This window comes from Bradyrhizobium sp. 23AC (genome assembly GCF_054863025.1).
On the sequence record NZ_JAVAYN010000010.1, the window covers coordinates 109548 to 132214 of the forward strand.

18 protein-coding genes and 1 pseudogene are annotated in these 22667 nt (G+C 64.5%); 11 read left to right on the top strand and 8 right to left on the bottom strand.

From position 1 onward, the window contains the following. Positions 1 to 96: 96 nt before the first annotated feature. The 3 genes from RAD10_RS23400 (at position 97) to RAD10_RS23410 (ending at position 4242) form a co-directional block, all read left to right on the top strand. Entirely contained in the window at positions 97 to 1218 is a 1122-nt protein-coding gene (locus RAD10_RS23400; protein WP_461619390.1) for an HD domain-containing phosphohydrolase, read from the top strand. Positions 1219 to 1404: 186 nt separating this feature from the next. After that, entirely contained in the window at positions 1405 to 2073 is a 669-nt protein-coding gene (locus RAD10_RS23405) for a hypothetical protein (RefSeq protein ID WP_038972013.1), read from the top strand. Between the two features lie 18 nt (positions 2074 to 2091). Further along, on the top strand, positions 2092 to 4242 hold the full coding sequence (locus tag RAD10_RS23410) for a CHASE2 domain-containing protein (RefSeq protein ID WP_461619391.1): 2151 nt from the start codon (positions 2092 to 2094) through the stop codon (positions 4240 to 4242). A gap of 45 nt (positions 4243 to 4287) precedes the next feature. Here RAD10_RS23410 and pobA read toward each other — a convergent pair whose 3' ends face one another. Then, complete coding sequence (gene pobA, locus RAD10_RS23415; RefSeq protein ID WP_461619392.1) at positions 4288 to 5460, bottom strand: 4-hydroxybenzoate 3-monooxygenase; 1173 nt, start codon at positions 5458 to 5460, stop codon at positions 4288 to 4290. A 50-nt stretch (positions 5461 to 5510) separates the two neighbouring features. Between pobA and RAD10_RS23420 the strand changes: the two genes are divergently transcribed. Further along, entirely contained in the window at positions 5511 to 6416 is a 906-nt protein-coding gene (locus RAD10_RS23420) for a helix-turn-helix domain-containing protein (RefSeq protein WP_461619393.1), read from the top strand. A 352-nt stretch (positions 6417 to 6768) separates the two neighbouring features. After that, on the top strand, positions 6769 to 7380 hold the full coding sequence (locus RAD10_RS23425; protein WP_461619394.1) for a LabA-like NYN domain-containing protein: 612 nt from the start codon (positions 6769 to 6771) through the stop codon (positions 7378 to 7380). Between the two features lie 24 nt (positions 7381 to 7404). Here RAD10_RS23425 and pcaG read toward each other — a convergent pair whose 3' ends face one another. Both pcaG and pcaH read right to left on the bottom strand, forming a co-directional pair. Then, positions 7405 to 8031, bottom strand: a complete 627-nt coding sequence (gene pcaG / locus RAD10_RS23430) for a protocatechuate 3,4-dioxygenase subunit alpha (RefSeq protein WP_461619395.1) — start codon at positions 8029 to 8031, stop codon at positions 7405 to 7407. 3 nt (positions 8032 to 8034) lie between these two features. Beyond that, a complete protein-coding gene (gene pcaH / locus RAD10_RS23435) occupies positions 8035 to 8823 on the bottom strand; it encodes a protocatechuate 3,4-dioxygenase subunit beta (RefSeq protein ID WP_461619396.1) in 789 nt (262 codons plus the stop codon). Between the two features lie 94 nt (positions 8824 to 8917). Here pcaH and RAD10_RS23440 point away from each other — a divergent pair, with 94 nt between their 5' ends. From RAD10_RS23440 to RAD10_RS23450, 3 genes are all read left to right on the top strand, one after another. Beyond that, entirely contained in the window at positions 8918 to 9847 is a 930-nt protein-coding gene (locus tag RAD10_RS23440; protein ID WP_461619397.1) for a LysR family transcriptional regulator, read from the top strand. Positions 9848 to 9936: 89 nt separating this feature from the next. Beyond that, complete coding sequence (gene pncB / locus RAD10_RS23445) at positions 9937 to 11241, top strand: nicotinate phosphoribosyltransferase (protein WP_461619398.1); 1305 nt, start codon at positions 9937 to 9939, stop codon at positions 11239 to 11241. 249 nt (positions 11242 to 11490) lie between these two features. Further along, entirely contained in the window at positions 11491 to 12798 is a 1308-nt protein-coding gene (locus RAD10_RS23450; protein ID WP_461619399.1) for a GGDEF domain-containing protein, read from the top strand. A gap of 12 nt (positions 12799 to 12810) precedes the next feature. Here RAD10_RS23450 and RAD10_RS23455 read toward each other — a convergent pair whose 3' ends face one another. Then, positions 12811 to 13428, bottom strand: coding sequence for a TetR/AcrR family transcriptional regulator (locus tag RAD10_RS23455; protein WP_461619508.1), 618 nt, complete (start codon positions 13426 to 13428; stop codon positions 12811 to 12813). Between the two features lie 649 nt (positions 13429 to 14077). On the opposite strand from RAD10_RS23455, the gene RAD10_RS23460 reads away from it, so the two are divergent. Together RAD10_RS23460 and RAD10_RS23465 are read left to right on the top strand one after the other, a co-directional pair. Further along, positions 14078 to 17482 (top strand): acyl-[ACP]--phospholipid O-acyltransferase, encoded by a 3405-nt coding sequence (locus RAD10_RS23460; protein ID WP_461619400.1) that lies wholly within the window; start codon positions 14078 to 14080, stop codon positions 17480 to 17482. Positions 17483 to 17487: 5 nt separating this feature from the next. After that, positions 17488 to 17610: pseudogene (locus RAD10_RS23465) on the top strand (alpha/beta hydrolase); the annotation flags it as partial. 2 nt (positions 17611 to 17612) lie between these two features. Here RAD10_RS23465 and tcuB read toward each other — a convergent pair. The 3 genes from tcuB to tcuA are packed head-to-tail and all read right to left on the bottom strand — an operon-like array spanning position 17613 to position 21160. Then, positions 17613 to 18713, bottom strand: coding sequence for a tricarballylate utilization 4Fe-4S protein TcuB (gene tcuB / locus RAD10_RS23470; protein WP_461619401.1), 1101 nt, complete (start codon positions 18711 to 18713; stop codon positions 17613 to 17615). A 4-nt stretch (positions 18714 to 18717) separates the two neighbouring features. After that, a complete protein-coding gene (locus RAD10_RS23475; protein WP_461619402.1) occupies positions 18718 to 19746 on the bottom strand; it encodes an alpha/beta hydrolase in 1029 nt (342 codons plus the stop codon). Positions 19747 to 19768: 22 nt separating this feature from the next. Beyond that, complete coding sequence (tcuA, locus tag RAD10_RS23480; RefSeq protein ID WP_461619509.1) at positions 19769 to 21160, bottom strand: FAD-dependent tricarballylate dehydrogenase TcuA; 1392 nt, start codon at positions 21158 to 21160, stop codon at positions 19769 to 19771. 154 nt (positions 21161 to 21314) lie between these two features. Between tcuA and RAD10_RS23485 the strand changes: the two genes are divergently transcribed. Continuing rightward, positions 21315 to 21998 carry a GntR family transcriptional regulator gene (locus RAD10_RS23485; protein WP_461619403.1) on the top strand — a complete coding sequence of 228 codons (684 nt, stop codon included), beginning with the start codon at positions 21315 to 21317 and terminating at the stop codon, positions 21996 to 21998. Between the two features lie 12 nt (positions 21999 to 22010). On the opposite strand, the gene ybaK is transcribed toward RAD10_RS23485, so the two are convergent. After that, positions 22011 to 22484, bottom strand: coding sequence for a Cys-tRNA(Pro) deacylase (gene ybaK, locus RAD10_RS23490; RefSeq protein ID WP_461619404.1), 474 nt, complete (start codon positions 22482 to 22484; stop codon positions 22011 to 22013). Positions 22485 to 22667: the final 183 nt, after the last annotated feature.

Sequence of the window (22667 nt, forward strand, 5' to 3'; positions counted from 1 at the left end):
CGGGTGCTCCCGTACGGCGCATTTGCTTCGCGTTAAATTCGCTCGGGTTATGGCTTGGGTTCGTGTCTTTGCCAGCGAAGAGAGCCCCGGCCGCCGATGCTGACCCAAGCGCTTCTGGTTGACGACAGCCGTTCCGTCCTCAACTTCCTGAAACGTCACATCGAGGCCGAAGGCCTGGTCGAGGCCACCACCTTCCTCGATCCCGTTGAAGCGCTGACTTGCGCGCGCGAGCGCGGCTTCGATCTCGTGCTGGTCGACTACGAGATGCCGCACATGGACGGCATCAGCTTCATCCGCACCTTCCGTGCCCTGCCCGGCTGTGCCGACATCCCGATCGCGATGATCACGTCGCGACAGACCGATGACATCAAGATGGAAGCGCTGCAGGCCGGTGCAACCGATTTCCTGCCCAAGCAGCCGCAGAGCGTTGAGATGACGGTGCGCCTGCGGAATTTGATTCAGCTTGGTGCAGCCGTACGCAAGCTCAACGACCGTGCGGCGCATCTGGCCAGCGAAGTCGCAGCCGCGACACGGAAGCTCGGCGAACGCGAGGAGGAGATCATCCTGCGGCTCGCGCTCGCGGTCGAATACCGTGACAACGACACCGGCGAGCACACGCTGCGGGTTGCCAGGTACAGCCGCATCATCGCCGAGCAGCTCGGACTGCCGCCCCGACTTTGCCGCGACATTTATCTTGCCGCGCCCCTGCATGACGTCGGCAAGGTCGCCATTCCCGACAACATTCTGCTCAAGCCCGGCAGGCTGACCGACGACGAGATGGCGGTGATCCGCACCCATGCAACCATCGGCGAGCGGATCCTGGCGGACTCCGGTTGCGAGCTGATCCAGCTCGGTGCGCAAATTGCCGCAGGCCATCACGAACGCTGGGACGGTGCGGGCTATCCAAACGGTCTGAAGGCAGACGAGATTCCGGTCGCCGCGCGCGTGGTCGCGGTGGCCGACGTCTTCGACGCGCTGACGACACGACGACCATATAAAGAGCCGATGCCGATCGAGGTGGCCCGCGGCTATTTGGTCGAGAACAAGGGCCGGCAGTTCGATCCGGCCTGCGTCGAGGCCTTCTTGTCGCGCTGGGACGAGGTGGTCGAGATCGCCGGTGAGCGGGCGACGCCGTTTCACAAGGCCGAGGCTCCGTTCACTCCGATCATGGCGTCTCCGGCCGAGGGCCGTTCGCCTGAGGCTGTCACCGCCGCCTGATTTCGCCGTCCGGCCAACAACTTGGCACCCTCCTTTGTCGGCGATGGCCGGCTTGAACCACTTCCTGCTAGAGTGCACCAATAATCAAAGAGTGATTCTGGTCACACTTGCCTGGGCGCCCCGATGCTAACAATCGCGCCGGGACGGGGACCAGCAAAGTATCGGTCGAATTGAATGAGAATAGTCATGAGAAGCCTGATCGGCGCTGTTGTCGGCGCGTTCTGTACTGCGGCCCCTGCCTTGGCAGAGACGCCGGCCGCGATCGTCGAGGATGTGCAAGGCAAGGTCGATGGCGTCGAGTTCATGGACTATGTCGCCGCGGGCAAGATCATCAAGCTCGGGCCCAAGGCCAGCATTACCCTCAGCTATCTCAAATCCTGCCTACGCGAGACCATCAGCGAGGGCGTCGTGCTGGTCGGCGCCGAGCAGAGCACCGTGCAGCTCGGCGACGTGCAGCGCGCCAAGGTGCCCTGTGACACCAAGGCGGCGCAGCTCTCCGAACGCGAGGCGAACCAGAGTGCGGCGACCACGTTCCGGACCATGCGGTCCGACGCCAAGAGCGCTCCGTCCAAGCTGCCGACGATCTATGGCGTCGCGCCCCTGATCCAGGCCAAGAGCGGCAGCACGCTGGTGATCGAGCGCACCGACGGCAAGGAACCCACGATCAGCGTGCCACTCAAGAACGACATCATGATCCGCGGCAAATTCTATGACTTTGCCAAGGCCGGGAAATCGCTGACCCCGGGCGGCAGCTATCTCGCGAGCCTCGGGGCCAAGCGTTACACCTTCCAGGTCGATGCCAGCGCTACCTCGGCGCCGACCCCGATCATCGGCCGCTTGCTGCGGCTTGAATAAGCAGCCTGCGACCGGGCGATGCGGCGGATCGGGGGACGGGACATCGTTGCGGCGACCCTGATTGCGCTCCTCACGGGCGCGATCTTCACGTCGCCGCCGCTTCAGACCCTGCAAGGCCTTTCGCTCGACATCCTCACGGCGATGCGCGGGAGGCTTCTCGGCGACAGCCGCAACACCGCGACATCGCCGGTCGTCGTCGTGGCCATCGACAGTGAAACCTACGACACACCACCGTTCAAGGGATCGCCGACGCAGACCTGGACGCGCGAGATCGGCCGGGTGCTCGGCAGCGTCACCGAGGGCGGCGCCAAGGTGATCGGCTTCGACGTCATCTTTCCGAGCTCGATCGAGCAATCGGAGATTCCTTTTGGCGACACCGCCGTTGGCGGCCGCATGAAGGGATTCGATCGGAATTACCTGACCGCGCTTCGGCAAATCTCCGACAGCGGCAAATTGGTGCTCGGCGAAATCCTGAGCAATGACCATCCGGAAGTGCCCTATCGCGCCCAGCAAGTCGCCGTGCGCAACACCGTGCGGGCGCTCAATGTCCACACCGACCACGACGACGTCATCCGACGAATGCCGCTGAGCTTTGCCATCGAGGGGCGGCCGGTCCCCGCGATGGCGGTCGAGCTCACTGCGCGCGCGACGGGCGCAAAGCCCGAGATTGCGCCCTCTGGCGCGACCGAATTGTCCGGCTATGCGATCCCGAGTGCCGTGCCGAACACAATGACGCTCAACTTCCGAGGGCTGGGACGCGACATCCCGACCTTCTCCTTCGTCGATCTGCGCGCCTGCGTCGAAAAGGGTGACCGCGACTTTTTTCGCCGCGCTTTCGACGGCAAGGTCGTTCTGCTTGGTACGGTCCTGAATTTCGAGGACCGCAAGCTCACCTCGATGCGCCTGTCCGGCGGGTATGACGGCACGCCGGCGGCACGATGTGCCCTGCCCGCGCCGGCAAGCACTGTGCAAAAGTCCCGCAGCGACATTGCGGGCGTGTTCGTGCACGCCACCGCGGTCCGAAATCTGATCGAGCGCGATGCCGTGACCGAGCTCGGCTTCCCGATGCGGACCATTCTCACGATCGCGTTCGCGGCGATCATCGCCTGCGCGGCCTGCCTGCTCGCACCGGGTGGCGCGCTGATGGCCTGGTTCGGCCTCACGGTCGCCTACGCAGCCGTGGCCGTCAGCGCATTCGTCCATGCCTTGGCGCTACCGCTGACGGAGCCGGCACTCGCCAGCCTTGCCGCGCTCGCGATCATGATCGGCTACCGATTCATGCTGGCCGATCGCGACGAGCGCTTCCTGCGCAAGAGCTTTGCCTTCTACCTCGCGCCCGAGGTCATCGAGACCATGGTCACCTCCGGCAAGATGCCGGCGCTCGGCGGCGAGATGCGCAACGTCACCATGTTCTTCTCCGACCTCAGCGGCTTCTCGTCCATTGCCGAGACCATGACACCCGGCGAGCTGGTGACGCTGATGAACGAATATCTGTCCGCCATGACGGATATCATTGAAGGCCATGGCGGTTACGTCGACAAATACATCGGCGATTCCATCGTCGCGATGTTCGGTGCACCGGCCGACGATCCCGCACACGCCGCCAACGCCGTCCGCGCCGCGCTGAGGTGCCATGAGAAGCTTGCGGAGCTCAATGCGGGCAATCCCGTCTTCGCCGGTCACGGCCTGTCGCATCGCATCGGGCTGAACAGCGGAGAAGCCGTGGTCGGTAATATCGGCTCGCGCCGCCGCTTCAATTACACCGTGATGAGCGACACCGTGAACGTCGCCTCGCGGCTCGAGGGCGCCAACAAATATTACGGCACCGCGATCATGGCCTCGGAGACGACGATGACGCAGAGCGGCGACGCCTTTGCCTGGCGCGAGCTGGATGCGATCAGGGTGCTGGGGCGCGGCGAAGCCATCAAGGTGTTCGAGCCGCTGGCCGAGAAGGGCGCGGAAGGCGCCGAGCAGGCGAAGGTAGCCGCAGATTATGCTGAAGGACTGGCGTGCTGGCGGGCAAGGGAGTTTGCGAAAGCGGCTGATGCGTTCCGAAAGACGGCAGAGACGGATCCGGCGTCGGCGTTGTTCGCCAAGCGCGCAAGAGCGCTTGCGGCAAATCCACCAACGTCGGATTGGGCGCCGGTCAATATTCTGGAAGGGAAATAGCGATGGCTCATCCTCCCCAGGAGGGAGGGTGAAAGTCGCGACTGCCTAAAACGGCAGCCCCACGTAATTCTCCGCGAGCAGGCGCTGCGCCGTTTCGGACGAGAGCAGATAATCCAGCTCGGTCTGCTGAAGCCGATCCTCGTATTCGAGCCGGTCGGGAAAGCGATGCAGCAGCATCGTCATCCACCAGGAAAAGCGCTGCGCCTTCCAGATCCGCGCGAGCGCCTTGGCGGAATAGCCTGCAAGGCCGGAATCATCACCGCTCTGATAATGCGCGAGCAAGGCGTGGTAGAGATAATAGATGTCGGACGCGGCGCTGTTGAGCCCACGCGCGCCCGTGGGCGGCACAATGTGAGCGGCATCACCGGCGAGGAACAGCCGGCCATAGCTCATCGGCTCGGCTACGAAGCTGCGCAGGGGCGCGATGCTCTTCTCGATCGACGGCCCCGTGATCAGGTTGCCGGCGACCTCGTCCGGCAGGCGGCGCTTCAGCTCGGCCCAGAACGCATCGTCGCTCCAATCCTCGACTCTGTCGGTCAGCGGCACCTGGATGTAGTAGCGGCTCAGCACCTGCGAGCGCAGCGAACAGAGCGCAAAGCCGCGCTCGTGCTTCACATAGATCAGCTCGGGCGACACTGGCTTGGTGCGCGACAGCACCCCCAGCCAGCCGAACGGATAGACCTTCTCATATTCGCGCAGCACGTCCTTCGGGATCGACTTGCGGCTGACGCCGTGGAAACCGTCGGCGCCGACGATATAGTCGCAATTGACACGGACGGTCTCGCCGTTCGCTCGATAGGTCACGTAGGGCCGGTCCGACGTCAGATCATGCGGCGTCACGTCCTGCGCATTGTGCACGACTTTGCCGCCGAGGCGGTCCCGCGCCTCATAAAGATCGCGCGTCAGCTCGGTCTGGCCGTAGACCAGCACCGAACTGCCGCCGGAATGCTTGTGCAGATCGATCTTGGACAGCACGCCGTCATGGGCGATCTCGAAACCGGTGTGGATCTCGCCCTCGCGGTCCATCCGCTCGCCGCACTGCGCCTCGCGCATCAACTCGGCGAAACCATGCTCGAGCACGCCGGCGCGGATGCGGGCGAGCACATGGTCGCGGCTGTATTTCTCTAGCACGACCGCGTCGATGCCCTTCAGGTGCAGCAACTGGGACAACAACAGCCCGGACGGCCCGCCGCCGATGATACAGACCTGAACCTTCATTCTTGCGTCCTCCCGTCGGCACTTTTTTGCAGATTTGGCGGCGCAGACCGATGGAGGGTTTCGTCATTGTCTTGTACTATTCGAACATGAGAAGCGCGCTCCCTGCCCCGGCCATCCGGGTCTACAATTTGTTCGGCGAGTCCGGCGATCTGCCTGATGTCGTGCATTGCGAGACAATTGCGTCCCGCTCCGTGCTGCACGACTGGACCCTGGCCGTGCACCGCCATGCCCGGTTGCACCAGGTGCTGCTGATCGAGCGCGGCGGCGGCGAGGCGACGCTTGACTGGCGCGTGGTGCAGCTGAAGCCGATGCAGATCGTCAACGTGCCGGTCGGTCACGTCCACGGCTTCCGCTTCGTGCCTGATACGCAAGGGTGGGTACTGACCATCGCCGCGGAAATTCTGGACGAGGCGCTGCTCGCCGCCGAGGGCCTGCGCGGTGCGCTGTCGCGCTCGGCCGTGGTGCGCGGAACGCCGCAGATCCGCGCCACCATGAAGCAGATCTTCGCCGAACATGCCGCGCGCGATTTCGGCCGCGCGCATGTGCTGCGGGCGTTGTCGTCGGCCATGATCGGGCTGGTGGCCCGCGCGCTCACGAGCGAGAGCGGCGGCAACGGCACGGTCGAGTCCAGCCTGTTCCGCCGTTTCGAGGCGCTGCTGGAGCAGCATCACCTGGAACGCTGGAGCGTCGCGGACTATGCCGAGGCGCTGGCGGTGACGCCGACACATCTCAACCGGATCACGCGGGCGGCGACCGGTGATACCGCCTCGCACCTGATCCTCAACCGGCTGATCCGCGAAGCGCGGCGCAACCTCGTCTATACCAATTTGCCGATCTCGACGATTGCCTACACGCTCGGCTTCGAGGATCCCGCCTATTTCAGCCGGGTCTATGCCGCGGCCACGGGAGTGTCACCGCGCGCCTTTCGCACCCAGCTGCATGGTGATGAAATTTGACACGTCGGACGAAAGACCGAGCGCGCCCATGGTTGAAGGCGACATTGCCGCAATGGCCTTTGTTGCCGGCGCAGCCACTTACCTTCGTATATCGGGCCCTATCCTTTGCATAGAAGCCCCTTACCTCAGTACAATTGAGCAGGGCCTGCTCGCGCCCTAGCGTGGCTGCATTCGGCGCCCTGGCGCTGGTGGCATGGAACCTCCCTTACCTTGGCGCAAGACGGCCACCCCTGTCCGGTCGTCTGCGCCGTTTTTTCAGCGAGCCATCGGCGCCTTCAGTATTTCCGGCCGACATACCGTACCCTGACAGCTGATCGGCCAGCTTTCGTGTGGAACTGGAGATTTGAGCACAATGTCTTCGATCGAGAAGATCGCACTCTTTATCGATGGCTCCAATCTCCATGCCACCTCCAAGGCGCTCGGCTTCGACATCGATTACAGGCGTCTGCTCGGCGAATTCCGAAGCCGGGGCGTGCTGTTGCGGGCCTTCTACTACACGACCCTCATCGAGAATCAGGAGTATTCGTCGATCCGCCCGTTGATCGATTGGCTCGGCTATAACGGATACACCGTCGTCACCAAGCTTACGAAGGAGTTCGTCGACACCACCACGGGCCGCCGCAAGGTGAAGGGTAGCATGGATGTCGATCTCGCCGTAAGTGCGATGGAGCTCGCCAAGCACGTCGATCAGATCGTGCTGTTCTCGGGCGACGGGGATTTTCGTTCGCTGGTGGAAGCCCTGCAACGCCGCGGCGTCCGCGTGACGGTCGTCTCCACACTCTCCACTCAGCCACCCATGGTCGCCGACGACCTGCGCCGACAGGCCGATGTATTCATTGACCTGGCAGAACTGAGACAAAAAGTGGGGCGCGATCCGGTCGACCGGCCGGGATCGCGCGAAATGCGTCAGTCGCCGCAATTCCTCGCCCGCGGAGCGATCAATCGCGGCGATCCGGTGGAGTGATCCTGCCGGACGGCGGCCGGATCCTCACACATCGAAGAACACCGTCTCCTCCGGCCCCTGCAGATGGATCGTGAAGGAATACACGACCTTGCCGGCGCGCTCGCTGCGCTTTGCGATCAGCGTCGAACGCCGGGCCGGCTGTTCGATCAGGTTGAGCACGGGGTCGGCGGCGTTGGCGGCCTCTTCATCCGAGAAATAGAGCCGCGTGTTGAGACCGATGTTGATGCCGCGCGCGACGATCCAGACGTTGATGTGCGGCGCACATGTCCGGCCCGCCTTGTCGAGGATCGCGCCCGGCTTGATCGTCTCGAAGGTGACGAGACTGCTCTCGAAGTCGGAGCCGGCGCGGCCCCAGCCGCGAAACTCCTGCTCCAGCGCGCCGGCCGAGCGATCGGCCGGATGGTTGTAGCGGCCGCTCGCATTGGCCTGCCAGATCTCCAGCAGTACGTCGCGCAGCGGCGTGCCGGTGCCGTCGAGCACCTTGCCTTCCAGCGTGATGCGCTCGCCTTCCGTATTCGGCGTTGTCAGGACATTCGAAAAGTTCTTCTCGAAGATATCGAAGCCGGCCATCGCCGGGATCAAGCCGATATGGACGTAGGGCCCGGCCGTCTGCGAGGCGGTTTCCTTGAGATAATTGAGCGGCTGCGGCATGGCTCAGTTCCCCGCGGTGCGGTTTTCAAAATAGGTGGAGCGCTGGCCGCGCAGGACGATGTCGAAGCGGTAGGCCAGCGAGTCGAACGGCGTCGAGGCGTTGAGGTCGAGCGGCGCCACGAGGCGGTCGAGCGCATCCTTGTCCGGAATCGTCGTCAGGATCGGACAAACCGGGATCAGGGGATCGCCCTCGAAATACATCTGCGTGATCAGCCGCTGAGCAAAGCCCGATCCGAACACCGAGAAATGGATGTGGGCGGGACGCCAGCTGTTGACGTAGTTGCGCCAGGGATAGGGCCCCGGCTTCACAGTGCGGAAATAATAGTAGCCGGTGTCGTCGGTCAGCGCGCGGCCGCAGCCGCCGAAATTGGGGTCGACCGGCGCCAGATAGGTGTCCTTCTTGTGCCGGTAACGGCCGCCGGCATTGGCCTGCCAGAACTCGACCAGCGTGCTCGGAACGCCCCGGCCGGTCTCGTCCAGCACGCGGCCGTGGACGATGATGCGCTCGCCAACGGGATCGCCGTCCTTGGCGTAGTTGCGGATCAAATCATTGTCGAGCGGACCGAGATCGTTGTGGCCGAACACCGGCCCCGTGATCTCCGAGACCGAACCCTCCAGGGACAGCAGCGACTGGCGCGGCGAGCGCAGCACCGAGGATTTGTAGCCCGGCGCATGCGCCGGCGGATGAATCGAACGGTCCCGCTGGAAGAAGCCGCCATCGCCGAGCGGCGGCGTGAACGGATCGGGACTGTTGAGGCGGGGATCCCGCAAGGCTGTCGCCTGGGCATTCATCGGCGTTATCTCTCCCTGTGGCGCCCGGTCCGGGCGCGCGGCTTATTGAACGATAATGCCGCCACCCATTCTCAAGATAAATAGATCGATTATAATGAATTACATGAAAGAAATCGATCATTTGGCCCTCGACGGCCACGCCCTCGAACTGTTCCTCGCCGTGCTGGAGGAAGGCTCGGTCACGGCGGCCGCCACCCGGCTCGGCCTGACGCAATCCGCCGTCAGCCACGCCCTGAACAAGCTGCGGCGGATCGCGGGCGATCCGCTGTTCGCCAAATCCGGCCGTGGCATCGTCGCAACTGCGCATGCGCAAGCGTTGGCCGCAAAGGCGCGCGCACTGATCGACGAGATGCGGAGCTTTGCCGGCGGCGTCAGCTTCGAGCCGCCGCGCGCGCAGCTTTCGCTGACGGTCGCCGCCAATGACTTCCAGCGCGATCTGCTGCTGCCCCGGTTCTTCGATCATGTCGCCGGCCAGGTGAAGAGCCTGAACCTGCGCGTGATCCCCTCGCAGTCGCCCTCGCCCGCGATGCTGCGCGAGAACCGCTGCGACCTCCTGATCACGCCGCTGCCGCCGTCCGGCATCGACATCGTGCAGAGACGCCTGCTCCAGGACCATTACGTCTGTTACTTCGATGCCAAGGCACGCACCGCACCGGCCAGCCGCGGCGCCTATCTCGCCGCGCGCCACATCACCGTCGTCTATACCGACAATGAGCGGCTCGATTTCGACCGCCGGCTGGCGGCCAACGGTCTTCACCGCGACATCGCGATCTCGGTGCCGAGCTTTTCCGGCGTGCCGACCTTCCTGCGCGGCTCGCAGATGCTGGCGAGCATGCCGAGCCTGCTCGCATCCGGCGTGATGCGCGGTTTTGCGCAAACGCGGATTCCGCTGGCGTCCCGCACGCGGACGCTGGCCGAGCTGCCCATGTTCATGGTCTGGCACCAGCGCTATCAGAAAGATCCGGCTCATCGTTGGGTCAGGAGCCAGCTCGAGACGGTCGCAGCGACGGCCGCCAAGGCTTGAAAAGACCTGGTCGCCGATACCGCCTTTCGGAAGACCACCCCTCGCCAAACCCACTGGTTGCGCGCGGGCCGCCGCGCTAAAATCCCCCCATGACAGTGACCGATATTGCGAGCCGGACCTACAATCACAGCTGGCGGCTGGACCCCATCATCCGCAGCCTGCTTGATACCGACTTCTACAAGCTATTGATGTTGCAAATGATTCGGGAAGACTACCCGGATCAGCAGGTGACCTTCTCGGTCATCAACCGCTCGCGCCATGTCCGGCTTGCCGAGATCATCGACGAAGGCGAGCTCCGCGCCCAGCTCGACCATGCCCGCACCATCCGCTTCACCAAGAAGGAGCTGATCTGGCTGGCTGGTAACACCTTCTACGGCAAGACCCACATGTTCTCGGCGGACTTCATCCGCTGGCTGGCCGAATTCCGCCTCCCCGAGTATGAGCTGCGCAAGGTCGAGGGCCAGTACGAATTGCATTTCCACGGACCGTGGACCCACACCACGATGTGGGAGATCCCGGCGCTCGCGATCCTCAACGAGCTGCGCTCGCGCGCGGCGACGAAGGGCCGCGGCCGCTTCGAGCTCGACGTGCTCTATGCCCGCGCCAAGGCCAAGCTGTGGACCAAGGTGGAGCGGCTGCGCAAGCTGGAGAATCTGCGCCTGTCCGACTTCGGCACACGTCGCCGTCACGGCTTCCTCTGGCAACGCTGGTGCGTGGAGGCGGTGAAGGAAGGCCTCGGTCCGTCCTTCATCGGCACCTCCAATGTGCTGCTCGCGATGGATAATGATCTCGAAGCCATCGGCACCAACGCGCATGAGCTGCCGATGGTCGCCGCGGCACTTGCCAGGGACGACGAGGAGTTGCGCTGGGCGCCCTATCGCATTCTCGACCAGTGGCGCCAGACTTATGGCGGCAATTTGCTGATCGCGCTGCCCGACGCCTTCGGCACCAAGGCCTTCCTGCGCGATGCGCCGGAATGGGTCGCGGACTGGACCGGCTTCCGCCCCGACAGCGCGCCGCCGATCCAGGCCGGCGAGGAGATCGTCGCCTGGTGGGAAAAGAAGGGGCGCAATCCCAAGGACAAGCTGCTCGTTTTTTCCGATGCCATGGATGTCGGCTCGATCGAGGAGACCTATCACCACTTCGCCGGCCGGGTGCGGCTCTCCTTCGGCTGGGGCACCAACCTCACCAACGACTTCGTCGGCTGCCCGCCGGACGGCTCGTTCAATCTCGATCCGATCTCGCTGGTCTGCAAGGTGTCGTCGGTCGATGGCCATCCGGCCGTCAAGCTCTCCGACAATCCGGAAAAGGCGACTGGCATGCCCTCGGAGATCGAGCGTTATTTGCGCGTGTTCGGCGACGCCGGCCGCGTCCGCAAGCCGGTGCTGGTCTAACGGCGCCGTCGAGACTGTCTCGATCGGGTAAACCGCGCACGACGAATGCGAGGCATTGGTTCGTCGATGCCGCGCCTTGTCCGATTTGCCGGCATTTGAAGCGATCTGCGCATATCGGCTTCACAGCGCTTTCACCCTGCGATGCAGTCTCCTCCGCCTTTCAGGCCGAGTTAAGCAACCATATCCTCTACTTCGCGTTGTAGGCGCAGCGCTCCGCTGGGGGTCATTGCGCGATTTGGGGAACGCAGGGTGTTTCGCAGAACAGCGACGTCGACGAAGGGACACAGCTTCCTTCATGTCATCAAGCTCGTCTCGCCTTTCGTGACGGTCGTCGTGCTCCAGGCGGCGATCGCGGGATTCAGTCTCGAGGTGATGTCGTCGGTCCGCGCCTATGTCGCGGGCGAAGCGATGTGGTCGCGCTCGCAGAAGAACGCCGTCTATTTCCTCAATCTCTATTTGCATTCGGGCGATGCCAACCAGTTCACGCAATACCAGGCCTCGCTTGCCGTTCCCATCGGCGACGAGTTCGCGCGCTGGGCGCTCGAGCGCGATCCGGTCGACGTCGAGGCCGCCCGCATCGGCTTCCTGCAAGGCGGCAACCACCCCGATGACGTCCCGGGATTGATCTGGCTGTTCCGCTACTTCAACCGCGTCAGCTTCCTTCAGGAAGCGATCCGCGAGTGGACCGCCACCGACCCAATGCTGCTGGAGCTCAGCGTCTTCGGCGAAGTCATCCGGTCCGAATTGGAGAACGGTCCCATTCAGGACACGAACCGCCTGCAGTTCCTGTCGTCGCGGCTCTCCGAGCTCAACACCCAGTTCACGGTGCATGCCAACCGGTTCTCCACTGTGCTCGGCGAAGGCTCCCGCGCCATCAAGCTGGCGCTGACCGGCATCAACATCGTCACCGCCGTGACGCTGATCCTGCTCCTGATCTGGCACACCAGGCGATTGGTGCTGCAGCGGCAGGCCTTCGAAGATGCCCTGCATGCCGAGAAGGAACGCCTGGCGTGGCAGGCATCGCATGACTGGCTGACCGGCCTGTCCAACCGCCGCGCCTTCGAGGCGCGCCTGCAAAGCGAACTGGACGTTGCCGCGGCGGGTTCGCTGGGCCTGATGCTGCTCGACCTCGACCAGTTCAAGAACGTCAACGACAGCTGCGGGCACCTTGCCGGCGACAGCCTGCTTTGCCAGGTCTCCCGCCTCCTGCAACAGGATCGGCATCCGCGTGACCTGGTGGCCCGGCTCGGCGGCGACGAATTCGGCCTGATCCTGCCGCAGTGCTCGCCTGCGAACGCGGTCGACATCGCCGAACGGCTGCGGCGATCGCTCGAGCTGTTCAACTTCGCCTGGGACGATCGCTACTTCGCGGTGACCGCCAGCATCGGCGTCACCTGCATCGCCGACGCCAACACCACGCTCGAAGGCGCGATGCGGCGTGCGGATGCCGCCTGCTATCGCGCCAAGGAAAAGGGACGCAACCGCGTTCAGGTCGACGGCGGAAGACCTGATGTCGTCGTCGTTGCGGCCCGGCCGCGCGAGGCCGCGCGCGCCTGACGCTCGCCGCCGTCACCGCGGCGCGATCCCGAGACCCACCAGATGCGCATCGATGAATTGTTCGACCTGCTGACGCAGCATCTGCGGCGGCACGGCCACCATGCGCTCCTCGAGACCGAGCGAGATGATGCCATGCACGGCAGAAAACAAGGTGCGCGACAACAGCGCGATCTTCACGTCATCCGCATCCGGTAGCAGCCGCACCAGGGGCGGATGCATCAGTGCAAAAGCGTCCATCACCATCTGCAGGATGTCGTCGGGATAAGGACGGTCGTCCTCCATCCGATGCTCGAACAGCGAGCGCAGCAGATTGGCGTGCTCCGCGAAGAATTCGAGATAGGTCTCGGCAAGCCCGTAGAGCTGGCGAACGGGATCTTCGGCCGGAACCCCGCGAAGCCGGGCCGTGAGGGCCTGAACGGTCTCCCGATTGACGGTCAGGATGACCCCGTCGAAGTCGCCGAACTCGTTGTAGACGCTGCCAACGGAGCAGCCGGCGGCCTCGGCGACGTCCCGAACCTTCAACGATCTCAATCCTTTAGTCGCGATAATCCCCCGGGCAATCTCCAGGATCTGGAGCCGCCGCCGATTTTTTTTCTGATCTCGCAACGATTCTTCTTGAACATTGTTCATTTTCGAGCTACTCATGTGAACATTGTTCAAATTAACCCGGAGACGACCAAAATGCAAACCCTCGCTGTTGATATCGCCGCCACCTTCGTCGACGACGCCACCGCCCTGGTGACCGGCCTTGGCCGCGCCCTGCTGCGGTTCGCCATGACGCCGATCGATCGCATCGCAAATGCCTGCGACATTGCCGGCGTGCTCGCAGAACGCCGGGCGACCTTCCGGATGTGGCAAGCGAGCCGCACGCGCGCCCGTCAAGAGGGCCGCCGATTCAGCCTGCTCCGCCGCCTCTCGCCCTTTCGTCACCTCGCCCATCTCACCTGAGGCGCACGCGACCTGCACAGGCGGGTCGGCTCGAATGCAAGAACTGGTTGCAAGGAAGGACTCACCATGTCCCGATGTTCGCGGCCGATCTCGCCAGACTTCAGTGACGCGGTTCAGCTTTTCCTCATCGCTCGTCGCATACCCGGTAAGGCGCGCCAGATATTTTGCGAACCTAACGACACCGCTTGGAGACCAACAGGATCAGAGGGATCGAGGGGACAAGGCAGGTGGCGATCAGCGCCCGCAATCGTTCGTCCCCTCCCCTTCCGGTCGTGACGCTTCAAAGACACCGTAACGAACCTCATTCTGCCTTTCCAAAACAGGACTAGTCATGATCAGGGAATTGATGTCGTCACGCCGCTTTGCCCCACTGTTCTGGGCGCAATTCTTCTCGGCGCTCAATGACAACGTGCTCAAGAACGCGCTCGTCATCATCCTGCTTTACAGTGCCGCAACCGGCCACGGCGATGCGCTGGTGACGGTGGCAGGCGCCGTCTTCATCTTCCCCTATTTCATTCTGTCCGGGCTCGGCGGCCAACTCGCCGACAAATACGTCAAATCCGTCGTCGCAAGGCGGCTCAAGTTCGCCGAGATCTTCGCTGCTTGCTTTGCCGCCGCCGGCTTCTTCCTGCACTCGGTGCCGCTCCTGTTCGCAGCGCTCGCACTGTTCGGCACCATCGCCGCGCTGTTCGGGCCCGTGAAATACGCCATGCTTCCGGATCAGCTCGAGCTCGGCGAGCTCGCGACCGGCAACGCGCTGGTCGAAGGCGCGACCTTCATGGCCATCCTGCTCGGCACCGTCGCCGGCGGCCAGTTCGTGGCGGGATCCGCGCATATGGGCTGGGTCGCATCGGCCGTGGTCGTGCTGGCCCTGCTGTCCTGGGCCTTCGCCTCCCGCATTCCGCAGACGACGCCGTCGGCGCCCGATCTGCCTGTCGACGCCAATCCCTGGACCTCGACGGTGAGCCTGCTGAAGACGCTGCACGCCGACCATCGGCTGTGGGACGGCACGGTGATCGTCTCCTGGTTCTGGCTGGTCGGCGCGATCGTGCTGTCGCTGCTTCCGGCGCTGGTCAAGGATGTCGTCGGCGGCACCGAGGGCGTGGTGACGCTGTGCCTTGCGATCTTCGCAATCGGCATCGCCATCGGCTCGCTGTTTGCCGCGAGCCTCAGCCACGTTCGCCCAAATCTCGCGCTGGTGCCGATCGGCGCCATCATCATGGGGTTTGCCGGCCTCGATCTCGCCTGGGCCATCGGCGCGACCGCCAAGGGCCAGGACATCACCGCGGCCGGTTTCGCGACCTCGTTCGCAGGCCTGCGTATGCTGATCGACTTCGTCGCCTTCGCATTCGGCGGCGGCCTGTTCGTCGTTCCCTCCTTTGCCGCGGTCCAGGCCTGGTCCGCACCGTCCGAGCGCGCCCGCATCATCGCCGCGGGCAACGTGCTGCAGGCCGCCTTCATGGTGGCCGGCTCGCTGTTCGTCGCACTGCTGCAGGCGGCCGGCCTTCACATCGGCTGGATCTTCTTCGGGCTCGGCGTCGCCAGCTTCGGCGCAGTGTGGTTCGTGCTGACGAAATGGGGCAAGGAAGGCGTGCGCGATTTCGGCGGACTGCTGTTCCGCGCACTGTTCCGCACCGAGGTTCGCGGCCTCGAGAATCTGCCTCCTCCGGGCACGCGCATGCTGATCGCGCCGAACCATGTCAGCCTGATCGACGGCCCGATGCTGCACGCCGTGCTGCCGATCGACGCGAGCTTCGCGGTCGACACCGGCATCGCCAAGGCCTGGTGGGCCAAGCCGTTCCTGCGCGTCGTCAAGCACTACACCATGGATCCGAGCAAGCCGTTGGCTGCGCGCGACCTGATCAAACTGGTCGCCGCCGGCGAACCGGTGGTGATCTTTCCGGAAGGACGCATCACCGTCTCCGGCTCGTTGATGAAGGTCTATGACGGCACCGCGATGATCGCGGACAAGGCCGACGCGGTGGTCGTGCCCGTTCGCATCGAAGGCGCGCAGCGCTCGCATCTCAGCTACCTCAACTCCAGCCAGATCAAGCGCTCGTGGTTTCCGCGGGTGACGGTCACCATCCTGCCGCCCGTCAAGCTTCCGGTCGACCCGGCGCTGAAGGGCAAGGCACGCCGCAATGCCGCCGGCGCCGCACTTCAGGACGTGATGATCGACGCGATGGTGAAAAACGCCATGCTCGATCACTCGCTGTTCGAGGCGCTCGGACACGCCTATCGCGATCGCGACACCGGCAAGGTCATCATCGAGGACGCGCTCGGTACCAAGCTGACCTATCGCAAGCTGATCCTCGGCGCGCAGGTTCTGAGCCGGAAGCTCGAGACCGGCACCGCCGTGGGCGAGAATGTCGGCGTGCTGCTGCCGAATTCGGCGGGCGTCGCCGTCGTCTTCATGGCGCTGCAGAACATCGGCCGGGTCCCGGCGATGCTCAACTTCTCGGCCGGCCCGGTCAACGTCCTCGCGGCCATGAAGGCCGCGCAGGTCAAGACCGTGCTGACATCGAAGGCCTTCATCGAGAAGGGCAAGCTCGACAAGCTGATGACTGCGATCTCCGCAGAGGCGCGCGTGGTCTATCTCGAGGACGTCCGCGCCTCGATCGGTGTGGCCGACAAGATCAAGGGCTTGCTCGCCGGCACGACGCCCCGCGTCGCCCGCCAGGCAACCGACCCAGCCGTCGTGCTGTTCACGTCAGGTTCGGAAGGCACACCCAAGGGCGTGGTGCTGTCCCATCGCAACATCCTTGCGAACGCGGCGCAGGCGCTGGCGCGGGTCGACGCCAACGCCAATGACAAGGTGTTCAACGTGCTGCCGGTATTCCATTCGTTCGGGCTGACCGGCGGGATGATGATGCCGCTGCTCGGGGGCATTCCAATCTACATGTACCCCTCGCCGCTGCACTACCGGATCGTGCCCGAGCTGATCTACCAGACCGGCGCCACGATCCTGTTCGGCACCGACACGTTCCTGACCGGCTATGCACGGTCGGCGCATGCCTACGACTTCCGCACCCTGCGCCTCGTGATCGCCGGCGCCGAGGCGGTCAAGGACCGCACGCGGCAGGTGTTCATGGAGCGCTACGGCATCCGCATCCTCGAAGGCTACGGCGTCACCGAGACGGCGCCGGTGCTGGCGATGAACACGCCGATGGCCAACCGTCCCGGCACCGTCGGCCGCCTTTCACCGCTGATGGAAAGCCGCCTCGATCCGGTCCCCGGCATCGAGGAGGGTGGACGCCTTTCGGTGCGCGGACCGAACGTGATGCTCGGCTACTTGCGGGCCGAAAATCCCGGCGTGCTCGAAAAGCTTCCCGAGGGCTGGCACGACACCGGCGACATCGTGGCGATCGACGCCGCCGGCTTCATCACCATCAAGGGCCGTGCCAAGCGCTTTGCCAAGATCGCGGGCGAAATGGTGTCGCTATCCGCGGTCGAGAGCATCGCCGCGACGTTGTGGCCGCAGGCCGCATCGGTCGCCGTCTCGATCCCCGATCCGCGCAAGGGCGAGCGCATCGTGCTGCTGACGACGGAGAAGAATGCCGAGCGCAGCGCAATGCAAGGCCAGGCTAAGACGATCGGCGCATCCGAGCTGACCGTTCCCGCGGCGATCATCGTAGTCGACAAGGTGCCGTTGCTCGGCACTGGCAAGACCGACTACGTCACCGCAACGACGATGGCGCGCGAGCAGGCGTCCGCGCCGGAGCGCGAGGTGGCGTAAGGCAGATGCACGAGGCGCCTCAATCAGGCGACGCGCGATGCCCGGGAGTGGTTCTGCTTCATGGCATCGCGCGAACCTCGGCATCCCTGAAGAGGCTGGAGCGGGCGCTCCGCGCGGCTGGATTTGCGGGTCACGCTGCAGTCCGCCGCTCCTGCGCATAGCGCACCAGCGCGGCGAAGCGATAGATGCCGTGCACGAACTTGCCATAGGGCATGGTGACGAACAACGCGAACACCGCGCCGAGATGCAGCGCCAGCAGCGGCCCCATCGCGGCGGTCTCACGCAGGACCAGAAGCGCCATACCGGTGAGGCCGGTCAGGAACAGCATGGCGATGAAGCCGACATCCATGCCGTAGCGGTACTCGTCGAGCAGCGCCGGATCGCGTCGCATCCTGGCCATGAACAGACCGACCGGTCCGACCATCAGACCGATTCCGCCGAGCGTGCCCAGCACCACCGGCAGGTCCCACCACGGATACGGCGCCTCGCGGCCGAGCAGATAGTGATACAGCGTGGCAACCGAGGTGGCGGCGAAGCACAGCAGGAAGCCGTAGAAGGTCAGGTGGTGATACAGCTTGCGCCGGTCGGTCGGCTTGTCGTCCTCGTTGTAGCAGCCGACACCGCCGCCATGGAGATAGCGCAGCTCGCCCGCATCGCGGATCGCCTGAAAGATCGAACCGCCGTCGGCGCGGCCGCCGACGGGTGCGCCGATGTCGCGCCAGAAAGCGCGCACGCTCATCACGAGCGCAAGGATCGCATAGAGGAACGCGACGCTGAACAGCGCCGCCATCGCGTTGTGCGGCATCAGTTTGTAGAACGCGCCGGGGCCGGTGTGCACGCCGAACAGCACGCTGCGGTCGTTCAGGGCGGCGAAGCCAAGGATGAAGGCGGCCATGCTGAGCGCGGCGACGATGCTGATGACGAGGCCGTTGCGGGCGAAGGCGCCGGACAGCGCTCTCGGCCAGGCATAAGCAGCATAGGACTCGGCGCGCGCGACCGCGAGCGTCTGGGGAACGTTGACGTTGAACTCGTGCGGCGGCGAGAACTGGCAATCGACGTAGCAGGCGCCGCAGGAATGGCAGAGATTGGCGAGATAGTTGAGGTCGCCGTCGGAAAAGGCGCGGCGCATTTCCATGGCGGGAAATACCGCGCACAGCCCCTCGCAGTAGCGGCAGGAATTGCAGACCGTCATCAGACGGTCGGCCTCGTCCAGGATTCGGGTTCCGTGCATGGCTTTACTTCGTCAGGCCCTTAGTCTCGAGCCATTTCTGAATAAGGCCCGCGACCTCGAGGTTGTTCTTGTCCATCATCACCATATGCGAATTGCCCTTGATGCCGGCCTGTGGGAGGTCGACGACGTCGACGCTGCCGCCGGCAGCCTTGATGGCGTCGGCAAAGGCGATGCCGTTGGCGCGGATCTTGGGCCAGCGTGAATCGCGCTCGATATAGTCGCCATAGATGATGAGGGTCGGGATGTTCTTCAGCACATCCGCCTTGGCGGGATCGCCGATGCCGGCCGGCTCGATCGCGATCAGCGCCTTGACCTTGTCGGGCCGGGCTTGCGCGACCTTGAAGCCGAAGCTGCCGGCCTGGCTGTGGAACAGGATGACCGAGGGGCCGACGCGATCGATCTCGGCGATATAGGCAGCGACGATCGCATCATCCGTCGTGGTCCAGCGCGGCACGTTCTGCTTGACGAAATTCTCGTAGCCCTCGACGGGAAACTGGTTGCCCGGCAACAGCTTTCGTTTGGCGGGATCGGCATCGTAGGAGTTTGGCCCTTCGCCGATGCGGAAACGCTCGAACGCATTGGCGGTGGTGAGGAAGACCGGCTCGCTCTTGAAGATGTCGGGGTATTGCGCCCAGCCAGCGCGCCCGCGCTCTACCGCGTCGGAATTATAGACCGACCATCCCTTGCGCAGGAAATAATTCAACCAGCCTTCGCGCCCGTCGGGCGTGGTCTCGTAGGTGACGCCGGTCAACCCGCCGCCATGCCACATCAACAGCGGATAGGCGCCCTTCTCGTTCGCGGGCAGGAAATACTGCACGTACATCTGCTCGACCTGATACGTGCCGTTGGGATCGACCTTGGCCGGCACGCCGCCGGGCGTGAACACGACCTCCTTCACCGGCTTGCCGGAGATTTCGACGAGACGCCCTCCGACATGAAACGAACCCATGTCGCGCAGGCTGATCGGTTCGGCAGCGTAGGCGTGGCCGGCGATCAGAAGCGCCGTGATCGAAGCAATGGCAATGCGCGACATGGTTCCTCCCAGAGTCTTTTCTTTAGTTCTTCGCATGGCGTGCCGCTTCCCGTCCTGCGATCCGCCCGAACACGCTGCCGATGGTCATGCCCATGCCGGCGGCATAGCCCTTGCCGAGCACGTTACCGGCCATGATCTCGCCGGCGGCGAACATGTTGCCGGACGGCTTGCCGTCAGCCATCAGCATGCGCGCCTCCTTGGTCACGCGCGTGCCGAGATAAGTGAAGGTGATGCCGGGCCGCACCGGATAGGCGAGATAAGGCGGCGTCTCGATCTTGCGCGCCCAGTGCGTCTTGGGCGGCGTGATGCCTTCGGTGCGGCAGTCATCCAGAATCGTGTGGTCGAAAGTCCCGGGCCGCACCGCGTCGTTGAATTCCGTAATGGTCTTTTCCAGCGCGGCCGGGTCGAGCTCCAGCTTGCCGGCGAGCTCGGCCACGGTCTGTCCGGCGATCGGCGGGAAAAGCGTCGGCATGAAGCTCGTGACCACGGTGGAATCGAAGATGATGTAGGCGATCTGGTCGGGCTGCGCCGCGACCAGCCGGCCCCAGATCGCATAGCGCTTCGGCCAGATATCCTCGCCCTCGTCGTAGAAGCGCTGAGCGTGCTTGTTCACGACGATGCCGAACACCACGGAGTCGTGCCGCGTGATGATGCCGCCGTCGAATTTCGGCGCGCGGGCGTCGATCGCGACCGCATGGCACTGGGTGGGATCACCGACCTCCTGCACACCCTTGTCGAGCAGCATCTTCAGGATCGAGCCGCGATTATAGGGCGTGCCGCGGATCAAGAAATTGTCGGCAGCTTCGCCCCAATATTGCTTGAGCCATTCGATGTTGGCCTCGAACCCGCCGGCTGCCGCGACCAGCGAGGTCGCGCGGATCTCGGTCTCGCCCCTGATCGGCCGCTTCAGACGCGCGGCGAGGAACATGCCATCCTCGATCACGAGGTCGGTGACCTCGGCATCGTATTCGACGTCGACGCCGAGCTGCTCTGCAGTGAGATAGAGCGCATTCAGCATCGCGCGGCCGCCGCCGAGGAAGAAGGAATTGGTGCGGCCGAGGCTCAGCGTGCCGCCGAGCGAGGGCTGCCAGCGCACGCCCTGCTCCACGATCCAGTTCAGGATATCCTTGGACTCGCGGATCATGTGGCGCGCGAGCACTTCATCCGTTTGCCCGCCGGTGACGCGCAGAAGGTCTTCCCAGAATTCCTCCTCGGTATAAGGGCCGGTCAGGATTTCGGTTGCGGCGTCATGGGCGCAACGCATGTTGCGGGTGTGGCGGGTATTGCCCCCGCGATAGAATTTCGGCGCGCCTTCGAGCACCAGCACCGAGGCACCGCCGCGCCGCGCCGCGATCGCCGCGCACAGCGCCGCGTTGCCGCCGCCGATCACCAGCACGTCGTATTTGCTGCCCATGCCGTCCGTCCGATGCGACGAAGTTGGAGACATTCTATCCGCCGGCGGCCCCGGTCAACCGCACCACCATTGCGTACTTTTGTATACAAAGATATACAAGGGCCGTGCAAGCGTCACCTCTGCATGGGCAGGATGCGCCTTGCTTCGAGGGAACATGGCGAGGCGCCCGGCAAAGACAGGCGGATCGATCGCGCGCGGCGGCGGCGTTGCCCTAGGCGAGGCCGTGTTCCGCTCGCTGTGCGAAGCACTCCAGGCCGGCAACTACCGCGCCGGCGATCGCCTGCGTGAGGAAGAGGTCGCGCAGCGGCTCAAGGTCAGCCGTACCCCGGTGCGCGAAGCGCTCGGCCGGCTCGCCGCGCGCGGTTTCGTCGAGCCCGCCGGCGGCCGCGGGCTGATCGTGCGCAATCTCGACATCTCCGAGGTACTTGAGCTTTACGCCATGCGCGAGATCATGGAAGGGGCCGCGGCGCGCCTTGCCGCCGAACACGCTTCGGCGCCCGAGGTCGATGCGCTCCGGGATATCGAGCAGGCTTTTGTCGAAACTCCCGCAGCAGACGCGGCCGAGATGGCAAGGCTCAACCGCAGCTTCCACGAGGCCATCTGCCGGGCCGCGCGCAACCGCTATCTCGACAACGCTTCGCGGGAATTGCAGGACTGGATCGCCCTGCTCGGCCCGACCACCTTCACGGTATCGGGCCGCCCCTCAACCAGCCATGGCGAGCACCAGGCCATCATCGACGCCATCGCCGCGCGCAACGGCGACAAAGCAGAGCAGCTTGCGCGCGCACACATCCGCGAGGCGTTGCGCTGCCGACTGAAGCTGTTGCAGAAGCAGTGAGCGCGCGGCGCCTCAGGCGATCACGTCCGCGACGACCGCCTTCAACGCGTCCCGCACATCGGCCGGCCTCAGCCGCACCTGCAACCCGCGCTGGCCGCCATTGAGATAGACCTGATCATGCCCGAGCGCGCTCTGTTCGATCACGATGCGCACGGGTTTGCGCTGACCGAACGGGCTGATGCCGCCGACCTTGTAGCCGGTGACGCGCTCGGCCTCGGGCGGCTTCATCATCTGCGCCGACTTGCCGCCGGCTGCGGCAGCAAGCTTCTTCATCGAGATCTCCTGATCGGACGGAACGATCACGCAGACCGGCTTGCCGTCGACCAGCGCCATCAGCGTCTTGAGAACGCGCGCCGGGTCTTCGCCCAGCGCGGCCGCCGCCTGGAGCCCGATGCTCTCGGCATCAGGATCGTAGTCGTAGGCGTGGACGGTGAAGGCAACACCGGCGGCGGTGAGCGCGCGGGTGGCTGGGGTGACCTTGGACATGGACGGTGTTTACCATCGTCAATCTGAGGAGCGAAGCGACGAAGCAAACCAGCATCCTGCCGGTGTGGGCACGTATGCGCGCCAAACTCTCGGTGTCATCGCCCGGCTTGACCGGGCGATCCAGTATTCCAGAGGCCGGCATTGGAGAGCTCGCTCTCACAACCTCCGCCGCGGCGTACTGGA

Excerpts from the sequence above, each read along its gene's own strand:
- RAD10_RS23400 (WP_461619390.1), top strand. The coding sequence starts at position 97 with ATGCTGACCCAAGCGCTTCTGGTTGACGACAGCCGTTCCGTCCTCAAC.
- RAD10_RS23405 (WP_038972013.1), top strand. The coding sequence starts at position 1,405 with ATGAGAAGCCTGATCGGCGCTGTTGTCGGCGCGTTCTGTACTGCGGCC.
- RAD10_RS23410 (WP_461619391.1), top strand. The coding sequence starts at position 2,092 with ATGCGGCGGATCGGGGGACGGGACATCGTTGCGGCGACCCTGATTGCG.
- pobA (WP_461619392.1), bottom strand. The coding sequence starts at position 5,460 with ATGAAGGTTCAGGTCTGTATCATCGGCGGCGGGCCGTCCGGGCTGTTG.
- RAD10_RS23420 (WP_461619393.1), top strand. The coding sequence starts at position 5,511 with ATGGAGGGTTTCGTCATTGTCTTGTACTATTCGAACATGAGAAGCGCG.
- RAD10_RS23425 (WP_461619394.1), top strand. The coding sequence starts at position 6,769 with ATGTCTTCGATCGAGAAGATCGCACTCTTTATCGATGGCTCCAATCTC.
- pcaG (WP_461619395.1), bottom strand. The coding sequence starts at position 8,031 with ATGCCGCAGCCGCTCAATTATCTCAAGGAAACCGCCTCGCAGACGGCC.
- pcaH (WP_461619396.1), bottom strand. The coding sequence starts at position 8,823 with ATGAATGCCCAGGCGACAGCCTTGCGGGATCCCCGCCTCAACAGTCCC.
- RAD10_RS23440 (WP_461619397.1), top strand. The coding sequence starts at position 8,918 with ATGAATTACATGAAAGAAATCGATCATTTGGCCCTCGACGGCCACGCC.
- pncB (WP_461619398.1), top strand. The coding sequence starts at position 9,937 with ATGACAGTGACCGATATTGCGAGCCGGACCTACAATCACAGCTGGCGG.
- RAD10_RS23455 (WP_461619508.1), bottom strand. The coding sequence starts at position 13,428 with ATGAACAATGTTCAAGAAGAATCGTTGCGAGATCAGAAAAAAAATCGG.
- RAD10_RS23460 (WP_461619400.1), top strand. The coding sequence starts at position 14,078 with ATGATCAGGGAATTGATGTCGTCACGCCGCTTTGCCCCACTGTTCTGG.
- tcuB (WP_461619401.1), bottom strand. The coding sequence starts at position 18,713 with ATGCACGGAACCCGAATCCTGGACGAGGCCGACCGTCTGATGACGGTC.
- RAD10_RS23475 (WP_461619402.1), bottom strand. The coding sequence starts at position 19,746 with ATGTCGCGCATTGCCATTGCTTCGATCACGGCGCTTCTGATCGCCGGC.
- tcuA (WP_461619509.1), bottom strand. The coding sequence starts at position 21,160 with ATGGGCAGCAAATACGACGTGCTGGTGATCGGCGGCGGCAACGCGGCG.
- RAD10_RS23485 (WP_461619403.1), top strand. The coding sequence starts at position 21,315 with ATGGCGAGGCGCCCGGCAAAGACAGGCGGATCGATCGCGCGCGGCGGC.
- ybaK (WP_461619404.1), bottom strand. The coding sequence starts at position 22,484 with ATGTCCAAGGTCACCCCAGCCACCCGCGCGCTCACCGCCGCCGGTGTT.